Source organism: Stenotrophomonas indicatrix, from assembly GCF_050573115.1.
In the GTDB taxonomy this organism is placed as follows: domain Bacteria; phylum Pseudomonadota; class Gammaproteobacteria; order Xanthomonadales; family Xanthomonadaceae; genus Stenotrophomonas; species Stenotrophomonas lactitubi_A.
In genome coordinates this window covers 1,004,206-1,021,749 of record NZ_JBNYZT010000001.1, presented here as the reverse complement: position 1 = coordinate 1,021,749, position 17,544 = coordinate 1,004,206, and the positions used below count along the sequence as shown (strand labels likewise).

General features: G+C 67.4%; 20 protein-coding genes. 7 read left to right on the top strand and 13 right to left on the bottom strand.

Going from position 1 to position 17,544, the window contains the following annotated elements:
* Positions 1-139: 139 nt before the first annotated feature.
* Positions 140-1,885, top strand: a complete 1,746-nt coding sequence (cydD, locus tag ACQ5SA_RS04600) for a thiol reductant ABC exporter subunit CydD (protein WP_499312905.1) — start codon at positions 140-142, stop codon at positions 1,883-1,885.
* Positions 1,882-3,561, top strand: coding sequence for a thiol reductant ABC exporter subunit CydC (gene cydC / locus ACQ5SA_RS04595; RefSeq protein ID WP_499312904.1), 1,680 nt, complete (start codon positions 1,882-1,884; stop codon positions 3,559-3,561). Before cydD ends, cydC begins: the two co-directional genes overlap by 4 nt.
* Before the next feature lie 50 nt (positions 3,562-3,611).
* On the opposite strand, the gene ACQ5SA_RS04590 is transcribed toward cydC, so the two are convergent.
* The 11 genes from ACQ5SA_RS04590 to ccmA all read right to left on the bottom strand — a co-directional run bounded on the left by ACQ5SA_RS04590 (position 3,612) and on the right by ccmA (position 12,230).
* Positions 3,612-3,956 carry a DUF1294 domain-containing protein gene (locus tag ACQ5SA_RS04590; protein ID WP_499312902.1) on the bottom strand — a complete coding sequence of 115 codons (345 nt, stop codon included), beginning with the start codon at positions 3,954-3,956 and terminating at the stop codon, positions 3,612-3,614.
* On the bottom strand, positions 3,956-5,068 hold the full coding sequence (gene metX / locus ACQ5SA_RS04585; protein ID WP_499312900.1) for a homoserine O-acetyltransferase MetX: 1,113 nt from the start codon (positions 5,066-5,068) through the stop codon (positions 3,956-3,958). Before metX ends, ACQ5SA_RS04590 begins: the two co-directional genes overlap by 1 nt.
* A gap of 165 nt (positions 5,069-5,233) precedes the next feature.
* Complete coding sequence (locus ACQ5SA_RS04580) at positions 5,234-6,220, bottom strand: tetratricopeptide repeat protein (RefSeq protein WP_499313342.1); 987 nt, start codon at positions 6,218-6,220, stop codon at positions 5,234-5,236.
* Positions 6,214-6,672, bottom strand: coding sequence for a cytochrome c-type biogenesis protein (locus ACQ5SA_RS04575; protein WP_353099223.1), 459 nt, complete (start codon positions 6,670-6,672; stop codon positions 6,214-6,216). Before ACQ5SA_RS04575 ends, ACQ5SA_RS04580 begins: the two co-directional genes overlap by 7 nt.
* A 4-nt stretch (positions 6,673-6,676) precedes the next feature.
* The gene (locus ACQ5SA_RS04570) at positions 6,677-7,294 is read right to left on the bottom strand and encodes a DsbE family thiol:disulfide interchange protein (protein WP_025876469.1); all 618 of its coding nucleotides are present in this window, start codon (positions 7,292-7,294) and stop codon (positions 6,677-6,679) included.
* Positions 7,295-7,303: 9 nt separating this feature from the next.
* A complete protein-coding gene (locus tag ACQ5SA_RS04565) occupies positions 7,304-9,223 on the bottom strand; it encodes a heme lyase CcmF/NrfE family subunit (RefSeq protein WP_108265417.1) in 1,920 nt (639 codons plus the stop codon).
* Positions 9,224-9,685, bottom strand: a complete 462-nt coding sequence (gene ccmE / locus ACQ5SA_RS04560) for a cytochrome c maturation protein CcmE (protein WP_100460633.1) — start codon at positions 9,683-9,685, stop codon at positions 9,224-9,226. It abuts the gene before it with no gap.
* Positions 9,682-9,873 carry a heme exporter protein CcmD gene (gene ccmD, locus ACQ5SA_RS04555; RefSeq protein WP_229979569.1) on the bottom strand — a complete coding sequence of 64 codons (192 nt, stop codon included), beginning with the start codon at positions 9,871-9,873 and terminating at the stop codon, positions 9,682-9,684. The genes ccmE and ccmD overlap by 4 nt, the downstream gene beginning before the upstream one ends.
* The gene (ccmC, locus tag ACQ5SA_RS04550; RefSeq protein ID WP_499312898.1) at positions 9,870-10,643 is read right to left on the bottom strand and encodes a heme ABC transporter permease CcmC; all 774 of its coding nucleotides are present in this window, start codon (positions 10,641-10,643) and stop codon (positions 9,870-9,872) included. Before ccmC ends, ccmD begins: the two co-directional genes overlap by 4 nt.
* A gap of 43 nt (positions 10,644-10,686) precedes the next feature.
* Positions 10,687-11,382: a heme exporter protein CcmB gene (gene ccmB / locus ACQ5SA_RS04545; RefSeq protein WP_499312896.1), complete on the bottom strand. Its 696-nt coding sequence runs from the start codon at positions 11,380-11,382 to the stop codon at positions 10,687-10,689.
* Positions 11,379-12,230 carry a heme ABC exporter ATP-binding protein CcmA gene (gene ccmA, locus ACQ5SA_RS04540; RefSeq protein ID WP_499313337.1) on the bottom strand — a complete coding sequence of 284 codons (852 nt, stop codon included), beginning with the start codon at positions 12,228-12,230 and terminating at the stop codon, positions 11,379-11,381. The genes ccmB and ccmA overlap by 4 nt, the downstream gene beginning before the upstream one ends.
* On the opposite strand from ccmA, the gene ACQ5SA_RS04535 reads away from it, so the two are divergent.
* From ACQ5SA_RS04535 to ACQ5SA_RS04520, 4 genes are all read left to right on the top strand, one after another.
* Positions 12,217-13,365 carry a pyridoxal phosphate-dependent aminotransferase gene (locus ACQ5SA_RS04535; RefSeq protein ID WP_229979571.1) on the top strand — a complete coding sequence of 383 codons (1,149 nt, stop codon included), beginning with the start codon at positions 12,217-12,219 and terminating at the stop codon, positions 13,363-13,365. The genes ccmA and ACQ5SA_RS04535 overlap by 14 nt on opposite strands.
* On the top strand, positions 13,362-13,706 hold the full coding sequence (locus ACQ5SA_RS04530) for a hypothetical protein (protein WP_353099218.1): 345 nt from the start codon (positions 13,362-13,364) through the stop codon (positions 13,704-13,706). Before ACQ5SA_RS04535 ends, ACQ5SA_RS04530 begins: the two co-directional genes overlap by 4 nt.
* The gene (locus ACQ5SA_RS04525) at positions 13,699-14,505 is read left to right on the top strand and encodes an amidohydrolase (protein ID WP_499312895.1); all 807 of its coding nucleotides are present in this window, start codon (positions 13,699-13,701) and stop codon (positions 14,503-14,505) included. Before ACQ5SA_RS04530 ends, ACQ5SA_RS04525 begins: the two co-directional genes overlap by 8 nt.
* A 105-nt stretch (positions 14,506-14,610) precedes the next feature.
* Positions 14,611-15,048, top strand: coding sequence for a hypothetical protein (locus ACQ5SA_RS04520; protein WP_180166407.1), 438 nt, complete (start codon positions 14,611-14,613; stop codon positions 15,046-15,048).
* On the opposite strand, the gene ACQ5SA_RS04515 is transcribed toward ACQ5SA_RS04520, so the two are convergent.
* Together ACQ5SA_RS04515 and ACQ5SA_RS04510 are read right to left on the bottom strand one after the other, a co-directional pair.
* On the bottom strand, positions 15,035-15,328 hold the full coding sequence (locus tag ACQ5SA_RS04515) for a hypothetical protein (RefSeq protein ID WP_108265424.1): 294 nt from the start codon (positions 15,326-15,328) through the stop codon (positions 15,035-15,037). The two genes, ACQ5SA_RS04520 and ACQ5SA_RS04515, sit on opposite strands and share 14 nt — an antisense overlap.
* 95 nt (positions 15,329-15,423) lie before the next feature.
* Positions 15,424-16,551, bottom strand: a complete 1,128-nt coding sequence (locus tag ACQ5SA_RS04510; RefSeq protein WP_108265425.1) for an MFS transporter — start codon at positions 16,549-16,551, stop codon at positions 15,424-15,426.
* Positions 16,552-16,641: 90 nt separating this feature from the next.
* Here ACQ5SA_RS04510 and ACQ5SA_RS04505 point away from each other — a divergent pair, with 90 nt between their 5' ends.
* On the top strand, positions 16,642-17,430 hold the full coding sequence (locus ACQ5SA_RS04505; protein ID WP_100460585.1) for an AraC family transcriptional regulator: 789 nt from the start codon (positions 16,642-16,644) through the stop codon (positions 17,428-17,430).
* The last annotated feature ends 114 nt before the right edge of the window (positions 17,431-17,544 follow it).

The window sequence follows — 17,544 nt, the reverse complement described above, 5'->3', positions numbered from 1 at the left end:
CCTTGATCCAGATCAATGTATGAACAGGTGTTCAGGGGGATCGTATGCCAACCCGATGAAGACTGCGACCGCCGGCCGCAGGGGAAGGCGGTTGCCTGCGCCTACAATGCCGTCCATCCCCTGCTGCCTGTGAAGAGCCTTGAGCGCTGCCGAACCGACCGCTGACACCCGTGATCGGGATGACGAATCGACCCGCTTGCGGCGTGTCCGCACCGCGTGGCTGGCCGATCTGGCCCGTGCCGGGAAGGGACGGCAGCGGCTGGCGTCGTTGTGCATCAGCGTGTCCGGTGCGCTGTTGATCGGCCAGGCCGCCGCCATCGCCTGGCTGGTGCAGCAGGTGCTGGTGGAGCGCGCGCCGTTGGCCCAGGGCCTGCCGGTGCTGGCCGCGCTGGCGGTGATCCTGGTGGTGCGGACCCTGCTGGGCAGTGCCACCCAGGCCGCGGCCGGTGACGTTGCCGATGCCGCACGCCTGTCCCTGCGTGAGCGTGTCTTTGCGCGCCTGCTCGGGCACGGACCGTTGTGGCTGCGGCAGCGCCGCACCGGTGAACTGGGTGAGCTGATGCTGCATCACGGCGATGCCATCGAGAATTACTACAGTGGTTATCTGCCGGTACGCACCGAAGTGGTGGTGGTGCCGTTGTTGATCCTGGCTGCTGTGGCCTGGGTCGATTGGGTGGTCGCACTGATCCTGCTGTTCACCGCGCCGCTGGTGCCGTTTTTCATGATGCTGGTCGGCTGGGGCGCCGAAGCGGCTGGACGCGCGCAGCTGGGCGAGCTGGCGCGGATGAGCGGGCATTTTGCCGATCGCATCAAAGGCTTGGGCCTGCTGCGCCTATACGGGCGGGGCGAGGCCGAACTGGAGGGCATCGAGGCGGCGGCCGAGGGCGTTCGCGTACGCACCATGAAGGTGCTGCGCATCGCCTTCCTGTCATCCACCGTGCTGGAATTCTTTGCGTCGGTCAGCGTGGCGATGGTCGCGTTGTATCTGGGCCTGAGTTATCTGGGCCTGATGTCGCTGCATGCCACCGTGCCGACGCTGGGGGCGGGCTTGTTCTGCCTGCTGCTGGCACCGGAGTTCTACGCACCGTTGCGGCGCTTGGCCGCGCACTATCACGACCGTGCCAATGCGCTGGCCGCTGCGGCCGAGGTGGAGCGCCTGCTGCAGGTGCTGCCGGAAGAGGAGACGACCACTACCGATGGCAGTGTGCCGCTGGCACCGGAGCCGGCCGAGGCCGCCTTGCCGCCGCTGCAGGCGCACGGTCTGGTGCTGCGCCCGTTGGGCGCTACCCACGACGTGTTGCAGAACCTGGACCTGCAGCTGGAACCGGGGCAGCGCCTGGCCCTGGTCGGCCCCAGTGGCAGCGGCAAGAGCACGTTGCTGGAAGCGTTGGCCGGTTGGCTGCCGCCGCGCGCGGGCCGCGTACAACTGCGGCCGGGACTGCAGGTGGCCTATGCCAGCCAGCGCCCCTATCTGTTCCACGGCACCATTGCCGAGAACCTGCGCCTGGCCGATTCCGGTGCCAGTGATGCGCGTCTGCGCGCCGTTGCCGAAGCCGCACAGGTGCTGCAGTTCGCGCAGCGCCTGCCACAGGGGCTGGATACGCTGATCGGCGAGCGCGGCTTCGGCCTGTCCGGTGGCGAAGCACGTCGCATCGGCCTGGCGCGTCTGCTTCTGCGCGATCCGCAGGTGCTGCTGCTGGATGAGCCGACTGCTTTTCTCGACGCCGAAACCGAAGCGGCGCTGCTGCGCAGCCTGGCCGCGTATGCGCGCGGACGCAGCGTGGTGGTAGCCACCCACAGCCCGGCGGTGATCGCCTGGGCCGACCGCTGCCTGCTGCTGCCCGGAGGGCGTCTGGTTGAACCGGCGCAGGCGGTGCGCGCATGAGCCGGTCTTCCGATTCGCTGCGCACGGTGTTCCTGCGCCATCGCCCGCGCCTGCTGCTGGCGGTGCTGTTGTTGTGGACCACGATGCTGGCCGGCACCGCACTGCTGGGCCTGTCGGGCGGCTTCCTGACCGCTGCAGCGCTGGCCGGTGCAGCGGGCCTTGGCCAGGGCTTCAATTTCTTCACTCCGTCGGCGGGCATCCGCGGACTGACCATGGCGCGCATCGCATCGCGCTACTTCGAAAAACTGGTGGGGCATGACGCCACCCTGCGCATCGCCCGCGATCTGCGCGTGTGGTTCTTCCGCCGTGCGTTGCCGCTGGCGCCGGCGCGGCTGGGGGCGACCCGCACCGGCGATCTGCTGGCGCGGCTGCTGGGCGACATCGGCGAAATCGATGGCCTGTTGGTGCGTGCCATCGGCCCGCTGCTGGCGCTGGCTGCGTTGACGCTGGTGGGCGTGGGCTCGGCGGCGTTGATCCTGCCTTCGGCAGCGCTGCTGCTGGCGGTACTGGCGCTGCTGATCGGCATCGGCGTGCCGTGGCTGGGCGTACGTGGCCATGACAGCGAAGAGGCCGATCGCGCTGCACATCGTGCGGCACTGCGCACGGCGGCATTCGAGGGGCTGGAAGGGGCGGCGGATCTGGCCGCGCTGCACGCCGGCAATGCTTGGCAGTTGAAGGTGCGGGTGGCGGCCAAACAGGTGGCCTCGCGCGATCGTCGTCGACGCCTGCGCCTGATCGCTGCATCAACGCTGCACGGCGTGCTGGCCGGGCTCGGACTGGTGGCGATGCTGGCGCTGGCGCTGCATGCGGCCGAACAACAACGGATCGCGCCGGAAATGGCGGCCGGCCTGGTGTTCCTGACGGCGGCGATGATCGAGCTGTGGGCGGGCATGGGCCTGGCCTGGCAGTCGCTGCAATCGGGCCGCATTGCGGCCGCGCGTCTGCAGTCCATCGTCGAGCAACCGCCTTCGGTGGAAGAGCCGGCAGCGCCACAGCCGCTGGCGCAGGCCGCGACCGTGCACTGGGACGACGTGCATTTCCAGTGGCCGGGCGCCGCACGCCCGGTCCTGTGTGGCCTGCAGCTGACGCTGGCGCCGGGCGAGCGCATCGCCATCCGTGGCGACAGCGGCAGCGGCAAGACCACGTTGTCGAGCCTGCTGTTGCGTCTGTGGGATCCGCAGCAAGGGCGGCTGACCTACGGTGGCCAGGATCTGCGCGATGTCGCCCAGGCCGACTGGCACCGGCACCTGGCGTGGCTGCCGCAGAACGCGCCGGTGTTTGCCGGCAGCGTGGCCGAGAACCTGCGTTTGGGCGATCCGGAGGCCAGCGACGAAGCGTTGTGGGCGGTGCTGCAGCGGGTACGGCTGGGCGAATGGGCCGAGCGCAACGGCGGCCTGCAGGCCTGGGTGGGCGAGAACGGCGCGACGATGTCGGCTGGCCAGGCGCGACGTCTGGCGCTGGCGCGCGCGCTGCTGCGCAATGCACCGATCCTGTTGGTGGATGAACCCACCGAAGGCTTGGACGTGGATACCGCGCGCGCACTGCTGCGGGACCTGCCGGCGCTGCTGGAAGGACGCAGCCTGTTGATGATCACCCACGATGACCTGCCCGCAGGTGTGGTGGATGTGCAGTACCGGTTGCGCGATGGGGTATTGGTCCGCGAACCGCTTCGGTAGATGCCGACCTTGGTCGGCATATCCACACGTGGCGTGGATCTACAGGGCAGCTACTGCGAAAATTCGCGCAGCATCACCGCGATCGTGGCCACGTTGGCCAGCACGCACAACCCGAACACCCACTGGAACTGCGCCTTGCGATGTTTGTGACGGAACAATGCCTGGCCAAGCAGGGCGCCGGGCCAGCCGCCGGCAAAGGCCAGCAGCTGCAGCGTGCGTTCCGGCGTCCGCTGCTGTTTTCGCTGCGCGGCGCGCTTGTCGTGTCCATACAGACCGAATGACACCGCGCTGGCCAATGCACACCATGCGCCCAGCCATAGCGGAAACACGCCGGTTGCGGTCAGGCCGATCAACGCACCGAACGCGGCCAGTGCGAGGTTGCGCCGCCACACCACTACAGTTCGTCGAGGAAGCCGCGAACGGCTGGACCGAAACGTTCGAAGTCGACCAGGAACGCGTCATGGCCCTGCGGTGATTCCAGGCCGATGAAACGTGCGTCGGCGCCGCCGGCGCGCAGGCCATCGGCGACCTGTTGCTGCTGCTGTACCGGGAACAGGATGTCGGTGTTGGCGCCGATCGCCAGCGCCTTGCCGACGCGGATCCTGGCCAGTCCGGCCAGCACATCGCCATCGCCATACTCGGCCAGGTCGAACCAGTCCATCGAGCGGCTCAGGTACAGGTAGCAGTTCGGATCGAAGAAGCGTACGAACCGGCGTGCGTGGCCTTCCAGATAGCTTTCGACCTGGAATTCCAGGCCGAACGGGTCGTCGTCGGCCTGGTCCGAATCCAGCCGGACGCGACCGAAGCGGCCATCCCATTCCAGCGCCGAGCGGTAGGTGATGACGCCCAGCTTGCGTGCCATGCGCATGCCCGATTCCGGGTATGCCTCATTGTCGTAGTGGCCGCCGTTCCAGCGCGGATCCAGCCGGATCGCTTCGCGCTGCAGCGAACGGATGGCGATCGAGAAGGGCAGGGCCTGCGCGCTGCCGGAAATGTTGATATGGCTGCGGGCGATGCCCGGATGCAGCAGCAACACTGCCAGCGCCGTCATCCCGCCCATTGAATTGCCGATCACGCAGGCGAGCTGTTCGATGCCCAGCGCGCGTACCGCGTCGACCGCCGCGTGTGCGCCGTCTTCGATGGAAAGTTCCGGAAAATCCAGTCGATACAGCTCGCCGCTGGCTGGATTGATCGATGCAGGGCCGGTGGAGCCCTTGCAGCTGCCCAGCGAGTTCACGCAGACCACGAACCAGCGGTCTGTATCGATCGGCTTGCCGGGGCCGATCATGGCTTCCCACCAGCCCGGTGCAGGATTGGCTTCGTTGGCCGCCGCATGCGCGTCGGGCGACAGGCCGGTGACGATCAGGATCGCATTGCTGGCGTCTGCGTCCAGCGTGCCCCAAGTCTCGTAGGCCACGCGCGCGCCATGCAGGGCGCCGCCGCGCTTGCACGGAAAGGGTGAGGGCAGGGCATGGAAGCGGGTGCCGGGCGGAATGAATTCGGTCATGCGGGCATTCTAGCGGGGCGGCATGTGCAGCTGGCGACACGCTGGTTTCCATCGGCGCGTCAGGGCCAAGGCCAGGTAGTGCCGGCCGCTGGCCGGCAACCTCAAGATCCTCGATGCAGGTGCCTGGTTGCCGGCCAGCGGCCGGCACTACCGGGTCGCACGGTGTTACGGGAACCGCAGCTCCACCATGCCGTCATGCGGCAGGCTGACCTTGACCGGCGTGGTCTGCAGGTCGTCCTCGCTGCGGTTGGCGCTGCCGCTGCGCGAAATGCGCGCCAGTACTTCCACTTCGCGATGCGCCGACAACGGTGCGGTCGGCATCGGGCTGTCGCCGTCGCCGAGGCCCACCGTTGCAGGGAAGCCGGCCAGCGGCAGCTTGCGTGCAGCCACCGGCATCGGCGGGCCGCCCACGGCGCGCGCCAGCACGAACACCTGGGTGCTGGCCGGCCAATCACTCGCTTTCAACGATGCGGGCAGGTGCACCCGCACCTGCAGCAGCGGTGCCGCTGCCGGTGAGTCCGACGGCGGGCCGGCTGCCTCACGGGCGATGGCGATCTGCGCCTGCAGCGCCTGCGCGGCACCCGGCTCGAGGCGTGGCAGCAGCGTGCTCCAAAGGTCAGCGGCCTCTGCATTGCGGCCACGTTGGCGCAGCGCGATGCCAAGCAGCCAGCTCGCACGCTCGGCATCGGGTGACAGCGTGCGCGCGCGCTGCAGCCATGCCAGCGCTGTGTCATCGAACTGCTTGCCGGGATCGGCCTGCGCGCGGGCCTGCGCAGCCTCGACCAGCACGCCCGGTTCGTCCGGTGCCAGGGCTGCGGCGCGGTTGAAGGCGTCGGCCGCAGCGGCGGCATTGCCCAGCTCAGCCTGCGAACGGCCCAGCAGCGCCCAGCCATCGGCGCGCTGCGGGTCACGCTGCAGCGCCTGCTGCAGTGCCTCTACGCCGTCACGTAGGGTGGCGACCGAGGGGACGGGCTGCACCTGTGCCGCGCGGGGATTGCCGACCAACAGGTACAGGCAGGCGCCGGCCACGCCCAGTGCCACCACCCCCAGCACGAAGCTGCGACGGCCTTGCTGGCGCAGCGGCCACAGCACTACGGCGGCCAACAGCGCAGCGGCCATTGCGGCGACCATCGGCAACCAGTGCGTCACCAGTCCTCTCCCTCGGTTGAATTCGCCGCAGTGGATGCATCCATCTGCCGGCTGCGACGACGGACGATGCCCATCACCACCAGCGCGCCGCCACCCAGTACCAGCAGCGGACCGCCCCACAGCAGCCAGGTACCCGGTTGCAGCGGCGGTTGATAGAGCACGAATTCGCCATAGCGGGCGACCAGGAACTGCTTTATGGCCGCATCGTCGAGGCCCTGCTGCATCAACTGCAGCACTTCACGGCGCAGGTCCTGCGCGATCTGCGCGTTGGAATCGGCCAATGACTGGTTCTGGCACTGCACGCAACGCAGCTGCGCCGCCAGGTCGTGGAAGCGCGCTTCCTCGGCCGTATCGCGGAACACCAGCGGCCGCGCATCATGCACCGGCTGTTGGGCGAGGCTGGCGTTCGGCGCCGCTAGGGTCAGTGCCAGCAGCAGGGGCAGCAGCCAGCGCATGCGCTTACGGCGAGGCGTGCAGAGTGTTGCCGGCATCGCCTTGGGCCTTCTCAAGCTTTTCCAGCGCCGGAATCAACTTCTCATCCACCACCTGCTGGGTCATCGCGCCGCTGTACTTCCAACGCACGATGCCACTGCCATCGACCAGGAAGGTCTCCGGTGCTGCCGTCACGCCCCAGTCGATGGCGGTGCGGCCTTCGATGTCGCTCAACACGACCATGAACGGGTTGCCCAGCTGTTCCAGCCAGTGCAGCGCGTCGGTCGGTTCATCCTTCCAGTTGTAGCCGATCACGCGTACGCGCTTGCTCTCGGCGAAGCGGGTCAGCACCGGATGTTCTTCACGGCAGGCCGCGCACCAGCTGCCCCAGACGTTGAGCAGGTAGGGCGCACCACGCAGTTCTTCGCTGCGCACGATCATCTGCGGATCATGCAGCACCGGCAGCGCGAACGCCGGCGCCGGCTTGTCGATCAGTGCCGAAGGCAGCACATCGCGCTGCGGATCGCCCGATTTCATCACCCCGTAGATCATCAGGCCAAGCAGGCCGAAGAAGAACAGGACGCCAATCACGATGGCTACCGGCGGCAGCGGGCGGGAAGGGCGTGGGGCGGGTGACTCGGACATGGGGAACTCCTACGGACGACGAAAGCGGCGATCGGCGGCGGCGATGAATCCGCCCAGGGCCATCAACAGCGCGCCCAGCCAGATCCAGCGCACGAAGGGCTTGATATGCACCCGTACCGCCCACGCATTGTTGCCCAGCGGCTCGCCCAATGCCACGTAGACATCACCGCTGAGGCGTGCATCGATGCCGGCTTCGGTCATCACCTGGCCGCCGCTGGCGTACTGGCGCTTCTCCGGATGCAGCAGCGCCAGTTCGCGACCATCGCGCAGCACCCGCAGATGACCGCGGTCAGCAATGAAATTGGGGCCTTCACGGTGGTCCACGCCCTCGAAGCGCACTTCGTGGCCGGCAACCACTACCTGCTGGCCCGGTGACAGCGCGACTTCGCGTTGCACGTTCAAGGCTTCCACCAGCAGCGCACCGGCCAGGAACACCGCGACACCGGCGTGGGCGACGATCATGCCAAGCATCTCGGCAGTGAAGCGGCCATTTCCACGCAAACGCTGCCAGACAAAACGGGCGGTGCCCAGACCGACCCAGGCTGCGGCCGCGACGCCGATGCCTGCCTTCCAGCCATTCTGCGGCGCCTGCCACCATGCCCAGGCGCCGAGCAGCACGGCCAGGCCCGCCCATGGCAACAGCAATGCCAGAGCGCGCGAGGGTTGGTCGCGCTGCCACTTCACCAGCGGACCGAACGGCAGCAGCATCACCATCGGTGCCATCAACAGCAGGAACAGGCTGCCGAAGTACGGTGGACCCACCGAGATCTTGCCCAGCGACAGCGCATCGGCCAGCAGCGGGTAGAGGGTGCCGAGCAGGACCATCGCGCAGGCGCTGGCCAGCAGCAGGTTGTTGGCCAGCAGCAGGGTTTCGCGCGAGGTTGCGGTGAAGCCACGGCGCGGATCGCCGGCATCCACGGCCAGTCGCGGCGCACGCAGCGCATACAGCAGCAGGCTGCCACCCACCAGCACCGACAGGAAGATCAGGATGAACAGCCCACGCGAGGGATCGGCCGCGAACGAATGCACGCTGGTCAGCACGCCGGAGCGGACCAGGAAAGTGCCCAGCAGCGACAGCGCGAACGCCGCGATGGCCAGCAGCAGCGTCCAGCTGCCGAAGGTGCCGCGTTTTTCGGTCACTGCCTGCGAATGGATCAACGCCGCGCCAACCAGCCACGGCATGAAGCTGGCGTTCTCGACCGGGTCCCAGAACCACCAGCCGCCCCAGCCCAGTTCGTAGTACGCCCACCAGCTGCCCAGTGCGATGCCCAGCGTGAGGAAGCCCCAGGCGACGTTGGTCCAAGGCCGCGTCCAGCGTTGCCAGCGTGCATCGACGCGGCCTTCCAGCAGCGCCGCCACGGCGAAGGCGAACGGCACTGCGAAGCCGACGTAGCCCAGGTAGAGCATCGGCGGATGGATGATCAGCCCCGGATCCTGCAGCAGTGGGTTGAGATCACGGCCTTCCAGCGGCACCGGGTTCAGGCGCAGGAACGGATTGGAGGTGAAGATCAGGAACGCGAGGAAGCCGACGCTGACCACGCCCATCACCGCCAGCACGCGCGCCTGTACCGGTGCCGGCAGATGCCGCGAGAACAGCGCCACCGCACCGGTCCACAGCGCCAGCACCAGCGCCCACATCAGCAGCGAGCCTTCGTGCGCACCCCACACCGCCGAATAGCGGTAGATCAGCGGCAGCAGTGAATTGGAGTTCTCGGCCACGTAGCGCACCGAGAAGTCCTGCTGCACGAAGGCCGCCGTCAGTACGGCGAAGGCGCCGGCCAGCAGCACCAGCTGGGCAAAGGCTGCCGGGCGGGCAACCGACATCCATGCGTCGTTGCCGCGCTGCGCACCGACCAGCGGCAGCACTGCCTGCAGCAGCGAGGCCAGCAACGCGCAGAGCAGGAGGATCTGACCGAATTCGGGAAGCACTCAGCGCACCTCGGGCGCCGTGACCGGCACATCATGCTTGCGATGGGCCTGGCCCATCTTGTCGGCCACTTCCTTGGGTACGTACTTCTCATCGTGCTTGGCCAGTACTTCGTCGGCGACGAACGTGCCGTCCTGCAGGCGACCACTTGCGACCACGGCAGTGCCTTCGGCGAACATGTCCGGCAGTATCCGCGAGGTCGACACCGGCAACTGCGCATCGCCGTCGGTGACCTTGAAGTGCGCTTCCAACGAGCCGAGCGGGCGGTTGAAGGAACCCTTCACCACCATGCCGCCAAGGCGGAACCGGGTCTGTGCATCGACATCGCCGCGCAGTACTTCCGAGGGCGTGTACAGGTAAGCGATGTTGCGTTCCAGCGCCATGGCCACCAGCGCGGTGGCCAGCCCGGAGGCGAGCAGGGCCAGCAGCACCCAGACCAGACGACGGCGTTGGACCGGCGTCATCGCTCCAGCTCCGTCGACAGCGCAGGCGCGGTGACCTGCTGTGCGGCCTGACGGGCCTGCTGCCGCTGCTGGCGCGACTGCGCCTGGCGGCGTGCCGCGCGCAGGCGCAGCCACGACCCAAGGGCATCGGCGCCGAGCACCAGCACGAACACGGCGTAGGCGCCGATCACGAAGGGCAGGTGAGTCATGGCCGCGATTCCTCCACCTCGGTTGCACGGGCATCGACGAGGTCGCCAACCCAGGCCTTGCCGGCCTCGCGGTACAGGTTGTCGGCACGCGCCTTGGCCAGCAGCGAACCACAGAACCAGAGTTTGGTGGCGATCACCATCCACCACAGCGGAGCAATCAGCTCGGTACGGATGGCCGATTCACCGAACACGCTGATCGACTGGCGCTGGTGCAGGCCGCCCCACCAGTCCACCGAGTAACGGATCACCGGCAACAGGCTGACGCCGACGATGGCCAGCAGGCCGGCGGCACGCGCGGCACTGCGGCGGTCTTCGATGGCGTGGTACAGGCCGATCACGCCCAGGTACAGGAACAGCAGCACCAGCTCGCTGGTCATGCGCGGGTCCCAGTCCCACCACGTGCCCCAGGTGCCTTTGCCCCAGATGCTGCCGGTCACCAGGGTTATCAGGGTGAAACCGGCGCCCATCGGCGCACAGGCCATGGCCAGGATCTCGCAGATCTTGATCCGCCAGATCAGTGCGATGGCGGCGTACAGCGCCATCAGCGCGAACACGAACAGGCTCATCCAGGCGCTGGGCACGTGGATGTAGAGGATGCGGAAGCTGTCCAGCTGGCGGGCTTCCGGCGGCACCACCAGCAGCGCCTGCCACATACCGACCAACAGCACCGGTACCGCGGCGATGTAGAACAGTCGCGACCAGCGGGCAGCGAAACGATCGAACGTGGGAGGCGAGCCGAGTTGATGGAACCAGCGGACAATCGGATTCATGCGTGGCGGCTATCCAGCAGGGGTGGATTGGCTCTCAGCTCGGTCAACTCAGAGAAATACGGATCGCAGCAGCGGTCGCCAGCGGTGCCAGCACCAGGGCGATCACCAGTCCAGCGCCCAGCATCAGCAGCGCACCGACCGGATCCTGTCCGCGGCTGGCTGCCGCCAGGCTGCCAGCACCGAAGACAAGCACCGGTACGTACAGCGGCAACGACAGCAACGCCACGAGAATACCAGAGCGCCGGATGCCCACGGTCAGTGCAGCGACCACGCCACCGATCAGGCTCAACAACGGTGTTCCCAACAGCAACGATGCCAGCAACATCGGCAGCTGGTCATGCGGCAGATGCAGCATTTCCGCCAGCAGCGGGCTCACGATGATCAACGGCAGGGCGGTGGTCGCCCAATGCAGCAGCACCCGTACCAGCACCAGCCACGCCAGTGGCACCGGCGCCAGCAGCCATTGTTCGAGCGAACCGTCTTCGGCATCGGAGCGGAACAGCGAATCCAGCGCCAGCTGCCCGGCCAGCAGCACCGCCAACCACAGCACCGCACCGGCGGTGGCAGCCAGCGGCTGCGGGTCCCGGCCCTGGGCGAGGGCGAACAGCACCACCACCAGCAGGGCGAACAGCAGCGGCTGCAGCGCATCGCCGCGACGGCGCCAGAGCAGGCGCAGATCGCGAGTAACCAGGGCGCGGGCGGTCTGCCACAGGCCCGGCTCGGTGCCTGGCGCGATCATGCGGCACCGCCGAGGTCGAGCTGGCGGGTGCGCACCGGCGGGGCGGCATAGGCGCCATGGGTGGTGACCAGGGCGGCGCCGCCGCTGCGCAGGTGTGCGGATATCATCCGGTTGACCAGGTTGATGCCTTCGAGGTCGAGGTTGGCATAGGGTTCGTCGAGCAGCCACAGCGGTGCCGGCGACAGCCAGATGCGGGCCAGCGCCAGGCGCCGCTTCTGTCCGGCTGACAGGTGCCGCACCAGGGTGTCCTCATAGCCGGCCAGACCAACGATGGCCAGGGCATTGCCCGGCATCTGCCGTGCGCGGCGGCCGTGCAGGCCGCACAGGAAATGCAGGTTCTCCAGCGTGTCCAGGTCCGGCTTCAGTGCCGGCAGGTGGCTGAGGTAGGCGACATAGCGCGCACGTTCGGCGTTGCTGGCCGGCTTGCCATCGATCAGCACCTGACCTGCGCCCGGGCGAGCCAAGCCCGACAGCACGCGCAGCAGGGTGGTCTTGCCGGCTCCATTGCCACCCTGCACCAGCAGCGCCTCGCCAGCATCCACGTGGAAGTCCAGCGGGCCGAACACCGGCTCGTCATTGCGGGAGAAGCTCAGGCCGCTGGCAGCCAGCAATGCAGGGGTGTTCAAGGCGCAGGGGTCTTCATGCGGGAGTGCGGCGGCAATTGTAGCGGTGAAACCGCACCGGGTAGTGCCGGCCGCTGGCCGGCAGCTCTGCCAGGCGCTGGTGTGGCATGTGCAAAGAGCCGCCGGGTATGACCCGGCGCTACCGTCGGCGCCGCAGGCAGGGTCGGGATTTCGTACACTTCCAGCCCTTGTTTCCCCACAGCCCAGGCCGATGCAACCGAACACCAAGCTGCCCAAGGTCGGTACCACGATCTTCACCGTGATGTCCCAGCTCGCCGCCGAACATGGCGCGGTCAACCTCGGTCAGGGGTTCCCGGATTTCTCAGCGCCGCAGCGTCTGATCGACGAGACCACCAAAGCGATGGCCGCCGGCCTGAACCAGTACCCGCCGATGACCGGTGTGGCACCGCTGCGCCAGGCCATCGCGCAGAAGTCGCTGGACCTGTACGGCGCGCAGATCGATCCGGACACCGAGATCACCGTCACCAGCGGCGCCACCGAGGCGATCTTCAACGCCATCCACGCCGTGGTGCGTGCCGGTGAGGAGGTGATCGTGCTCGACCCGGCCTACGACTGCTACGAACCAGCCATCGAGCTGGCCGGGGCCACGGCAGTGCATGTGCCGCTGGACCCGCAGACCTTCGCCGTCGACTGGGACCGTGTGCGTGCGGCAATCACCCCGCGCACCCGCCTGCTGATGGTCAACACCCCGCACAACCCGTCCGGTGCGATGCTGGACGAAGCGGACATGCAGGCGCTGGCCGATGTGCTGCGCGGCACGCAGATCTACCTGATCTCCGATGAGGTGTACGAGCACATCATCTACGACGGCCGCCGCCATGAATCGGCATTGCGCTACCCGGAGCTGCGCGAGCGCACCTTCGTCATCTCCAGCTTTGGCAAGACCTATCACTGCACCGGCTGGAAGATCGGCTACGCGGTGGCGCCGCCGGCGATGACCGCCGAATTCCGCAAGGTGCACCAGTACAACACCTTCACCAGTTTCGGCCCGGCGCAGTACGGTTTTGCCGCGATGATCCGCGACGAACCGCAGCATCATCTGGAACTGGGTGCGTTCTATGAGGCCAAGCGCGACCGCTTCCGTGAACAGCTGGCCGGTACCCGCCTGAAGGCGCTGCCGGTGCCGGGCGGTTATTTCCAGCTGGTGGACTACTCGGCCATCAGCGATCTGCCGGACCACGAGTTCGTGAAGTGGCTGACCATCGAGAAGGGCGTCACCGCCATCCCGCTGTCGCCGTTCTACGAAACCGCGCCGGTCGGCCAGCGCCTGGTGCGCCTGTGCTTCGCCAAGAACGAGGCCACTCTGGACGCGGCGATCGAACGCCTGCGCCTGCTGTGAGCGGAGACGCACTGGCAGACGACTGGAAGGTCAAGCTTCGCTACGGTCGTCTGTCCACCCCGTTCCAGCACTTTGCGGTGCTGGCCGACGGGGTTGCCGGTGAACCGATCGATGGTCTTGAATGCCGCCCGGGTCCTGCAGTGATGTCGATGAAGGGCTGGGCGACGGACGCGGACGAAGCCGCCGATATGCTTCGATATGTCAGCAATGAGATTGGCTTCTCGATAACCGGGGCGATCGAGGTGTATCAGGCCGAATTGGATGAACCGCCGCGAGACCGACCATTTGCGTACAGCATCAATTTTGTCCCCTATTCGGAAGACGGTGACACCCGTGAATGACCTGCGCATTTCCCTCGTGCAAGGCGACACCCGCTGGCACGACCCGGCCGGCAACCGCGCCTACTACGGTGCGCTGCTGGCGCCGCTGGCCGGGACCACCGATCTGGTGATCCTGCCGGAAACCTTCACCAGTGGCTTTTCCAACGAGGCGATCGCCCAGGCCGAAGGCATGGACGGCCCGACCGTGGCCTGGGTGCGCGAACAGGCCACGGCCTTGAACGCGGCGGTGATCGGCAGCGTGCAGCTGCGCGATGGCGAGGGCGTCTACAACCGCCTGCTGTTCGCCACCCCCGACGGGAGCCTGCAGTACTACGACAAGCGCCATCTGTTCCGTTACGGCGGCGAGCACGAGCGCTATGCTGCCGGCCGCGACCGCCTGTGCGTGGAATGGAAGGGCTGGCGGATCAATCCGCAGGTCTGCTACGACCTGCGTTTCCCGGTGTTCTGCCGCAACCGCTACAACGTCGAGCGTGTTGAACAGCTGGACTTCGATCTGCAGATCTTCGTCGCCAACTGGCCGTCCGCGCGCGCCTATGCGTGGAAGACCCTGCTGCGTGCGCGGGCCATCGAGAACCTGTGCTTCGTCGCCGCGGTCAATCGCGTGGGCGTGGACGGCAACCAGCTGCATTACGCCGGCGATAGTGCGGTCATCGACTTCCTCGGCCAGCCACAGGTGGAGATCCGCGAGCGCGAGCAGGTGGTGACCACCACCATCTCCGCCGAAGCGCTGGCCTCGCACCGTGCACGCTTCCCGGCGATGCTTGATGCCGACGCCTTCCATCTGGATGTGCAGGCCTGATACGGCGCCTGAACGCCTGCCGCCTCACCGCGCGCGCCTGCATCCAACGTGCACGCGCGTGCTGCTAGATTCGCCCACATTCCGACCGATGTGGACGTGTTGCCAATGAATACCAAGCCCTTTGCCCTGCTGCTGGCGCTGGCTACTGCCTCCCTGGCCCCGACCGCGCAGGCCGGCGGAAACCTCGATTGCCAGCTGCGCTACAACCTGTCGGGCTGGTCGCTGATCTACAAGACCGCCTCGGGCAACGGCACCATCCACTGCACCAACGGCGCCAGCATGCCGGTGCGGATCCAGCTGAAGGGCGGCGGCCTGACCGTCGGCAAGTCGAAGATCACCGATGGCCGTGGCAGCTTCACCGGCGCCAGCAGCGTCGGTGAGCTGCTGGGCACATACGCCTCTGTAGGCGCGCACGCGGGTGCAGTGAAGTCCAGCAACGCGCAGGTGATGACGAAGGGTGATATCTCGCTGGCCCTGTCCGGCACCGGCAAGGGCTGGGACCTGGGCGTGGACGGCGCCGCGTTCACCATCAGCCGGCGTTGAGCCGGGCCGGCGCGGTTCCTTCCCAGCTGATGCGGATGTAATGCTGCTCGGCATCGCTGGGCAGTCGTTCGACCTCAAAGCCATTCTTCTGCAACTGCGCGACGACGCCCTCGACGAGCCGCTCGCTGGCCAATGCCTGGCTGAAGCCGAACACGATGTAGCGGCGGCCATTTTCCGACCCCGCCTGGATCGACGTGTCGAGATCGCGGTAGTACTGGTCGACAGGACGCGTAGCGGCATCTGCGTTTGCGCGGGCCTGTTCGGCGGTGATGGTGATCATGGGCATCTGCCTCGTTGGGGAGAGTGCGCACGATAGCCAGTGCATAGGGGGCGATTCCGGAAGCAGCGCACAGCGCATGGCCTTTGCAATAATTCCTAGGCCACAACGGCGCGCGGCCGCTGCAGCCAAAGTGCAAGCAGCCCGCATGCGATGAGCGTCGGTGCCAGCAGCTGCAGTGCACCGACCACGGCCATCGCCACGCCGATCAACAGGTAATAGAGCAGGCCGAACAGCGCGCCTGCGCTGCCGAGGCAATGCGGATAGCCGCGCAGGGCCTGGCCGAGCACATTGGGAATGGCCAGGCCGAAGCCGGTCACCACCGGCACCATCGCCACGACCAGAGCGGGTCGATCATGCAGCAGTACAGCCAACAGGCCACCGGCCAGCACCAGCCCCGCGGCGAGTTGGATGCGGGTGGTGGCGCACGCGCCTGCGCGTAGCAGGCGGCCATTGCCCCAGGCGCCCAGCGCCGAACCCAGCGCCAGCAGCGCTCCGCTGGCACCGAACCAGGCCAGCGGCCAGTGCAGTCGCTCGAACACGAAGGGCCCCAGAGCGTACCAGCTGTACATGGCCACGTTGAATGCCATCACCAGCAGCGCCTGTGACCAGATCCAGCGGTCGCAGAGCAGTTGCCGCAGCAGTGGCAGCAGAGGGGTGTGCCCGACGTTGGCAGGGCGGCTCTCGTGCAGGCCGGATGTGCATCCGAGCATCAGCAGTAGGGCAATCAGCAGCAGGCCTGCCTGCACGCCGGCATAGCCATGGGTGGCAACCAGCAACGTCCCCAGTGCCAGCCCGATCGCCGGGCTCAATGCCAGCGCCATGCCGATCCACGAGAACGCCTGCGCCAAGGCCGGCCCCTGCAGGTGATCGCGCAGTACCGTCTGGGTCACCACCGAGGCCGCCGCCGCGCCCAGCGCGGCCAGTGCCTGGGCCAGCAGGACCTGGCCGAACGTGCTGGCCAGCAGGCCTCCGCAGGCCGCCAGTGCGAACACGGCCAGGCCACCGAGCAGGGCTGGGCGGCGGCCGATACGGTCGGCCAGCCATCCCCACAGAGCGACACCGGCGGCGAAACCGAACAGGTAAAGGCTCATCGCCTGGCTGGCGGCGCCCGGTGGCAGTGCGAAGCGCCCGGCGAGATCGGCCAGGGCAGGGCTGTACAGGGTCTGTGCCAGCTGCGGGAACATCAGCAGCGCGATGGTGAGCAGCAACAGGCGACGCGACATGCGGGCGCTCCGGAATCGGGGCCGCGCATTGTGATGGCCGGCGCGTTGGCGCAATATGTCGGTTCTGACAGAAAATATAGGAAATCGGACATGGCTTGGCTGCAGCCGGATGCGCACTTCGATGCCGACGCCTGGGACGCGCCGGTGTTGGGCATTGCGTCGTCGCTGGCCGATCACGATTCGGGCTGGCATCAGCACGCACGTGCGCAGCTGCTGTACACGCGACAGGGCTGCACGCGGCTGACGTTTGGTGACCGCATCAGTCTGCTGCCGCCGTCGCGCGCGGCATGGATCCCTGGCGGCCTGCGCCATCGGGCGCAGATGCGCCAGGCGGTGGACTACCGCTCGCTGTACTTCGATACCACGCTGTCGGCACAGCTGCCGCAGCAGCCGGCAATCATCGGGGTGGGGCCCTTGCTGCAGGCGCTGCTGGAGCCGATCGCGCAGGCACCGTTCGATCACGACTGGCAGGCGCCACGTGCGCACCATCAGCTCGCGCTGTGCTTGCTGGAGATCGCCGCCGCACCGGTAGCGCCGATGGACCTGCCATTGCCGCACGATCCACGGATCGCACGTTGCCTGCCGCTGGCCGAACACCTGCCGCCCGAACTGGGGGAGCTGGCCGCACGCACGGGATTGAGCGTGCGTACCGTGGGCCGACTGATGCAGCGCGATACCGGCATGGGCTACCAGGCCTGGCGCCAGCAATGGCGCCTGATGCGGGCGATGGAACTGCTGCTGCTTGGCCATCGCGTCGCACATGTCGCGCAGGACACCGGCTTCTCGGCAGAGAGCCCGTTCATTGCCTTCTTCCGCAGCATGGCTGGCACCACACCCGCCGCCTTCCAGCGCCATGCAAAAGGGGACGGAGGGGATTAAGTCGCTTTCGCCCGTTCGACACACAGTCTGGCAAAAACGACTTGATCCCCGCCGTCCCCTGTTTAAAGAAAAACCCCGGCCGGAGCCGGGGTTCTTCATGTCGGTTGCTTCAGC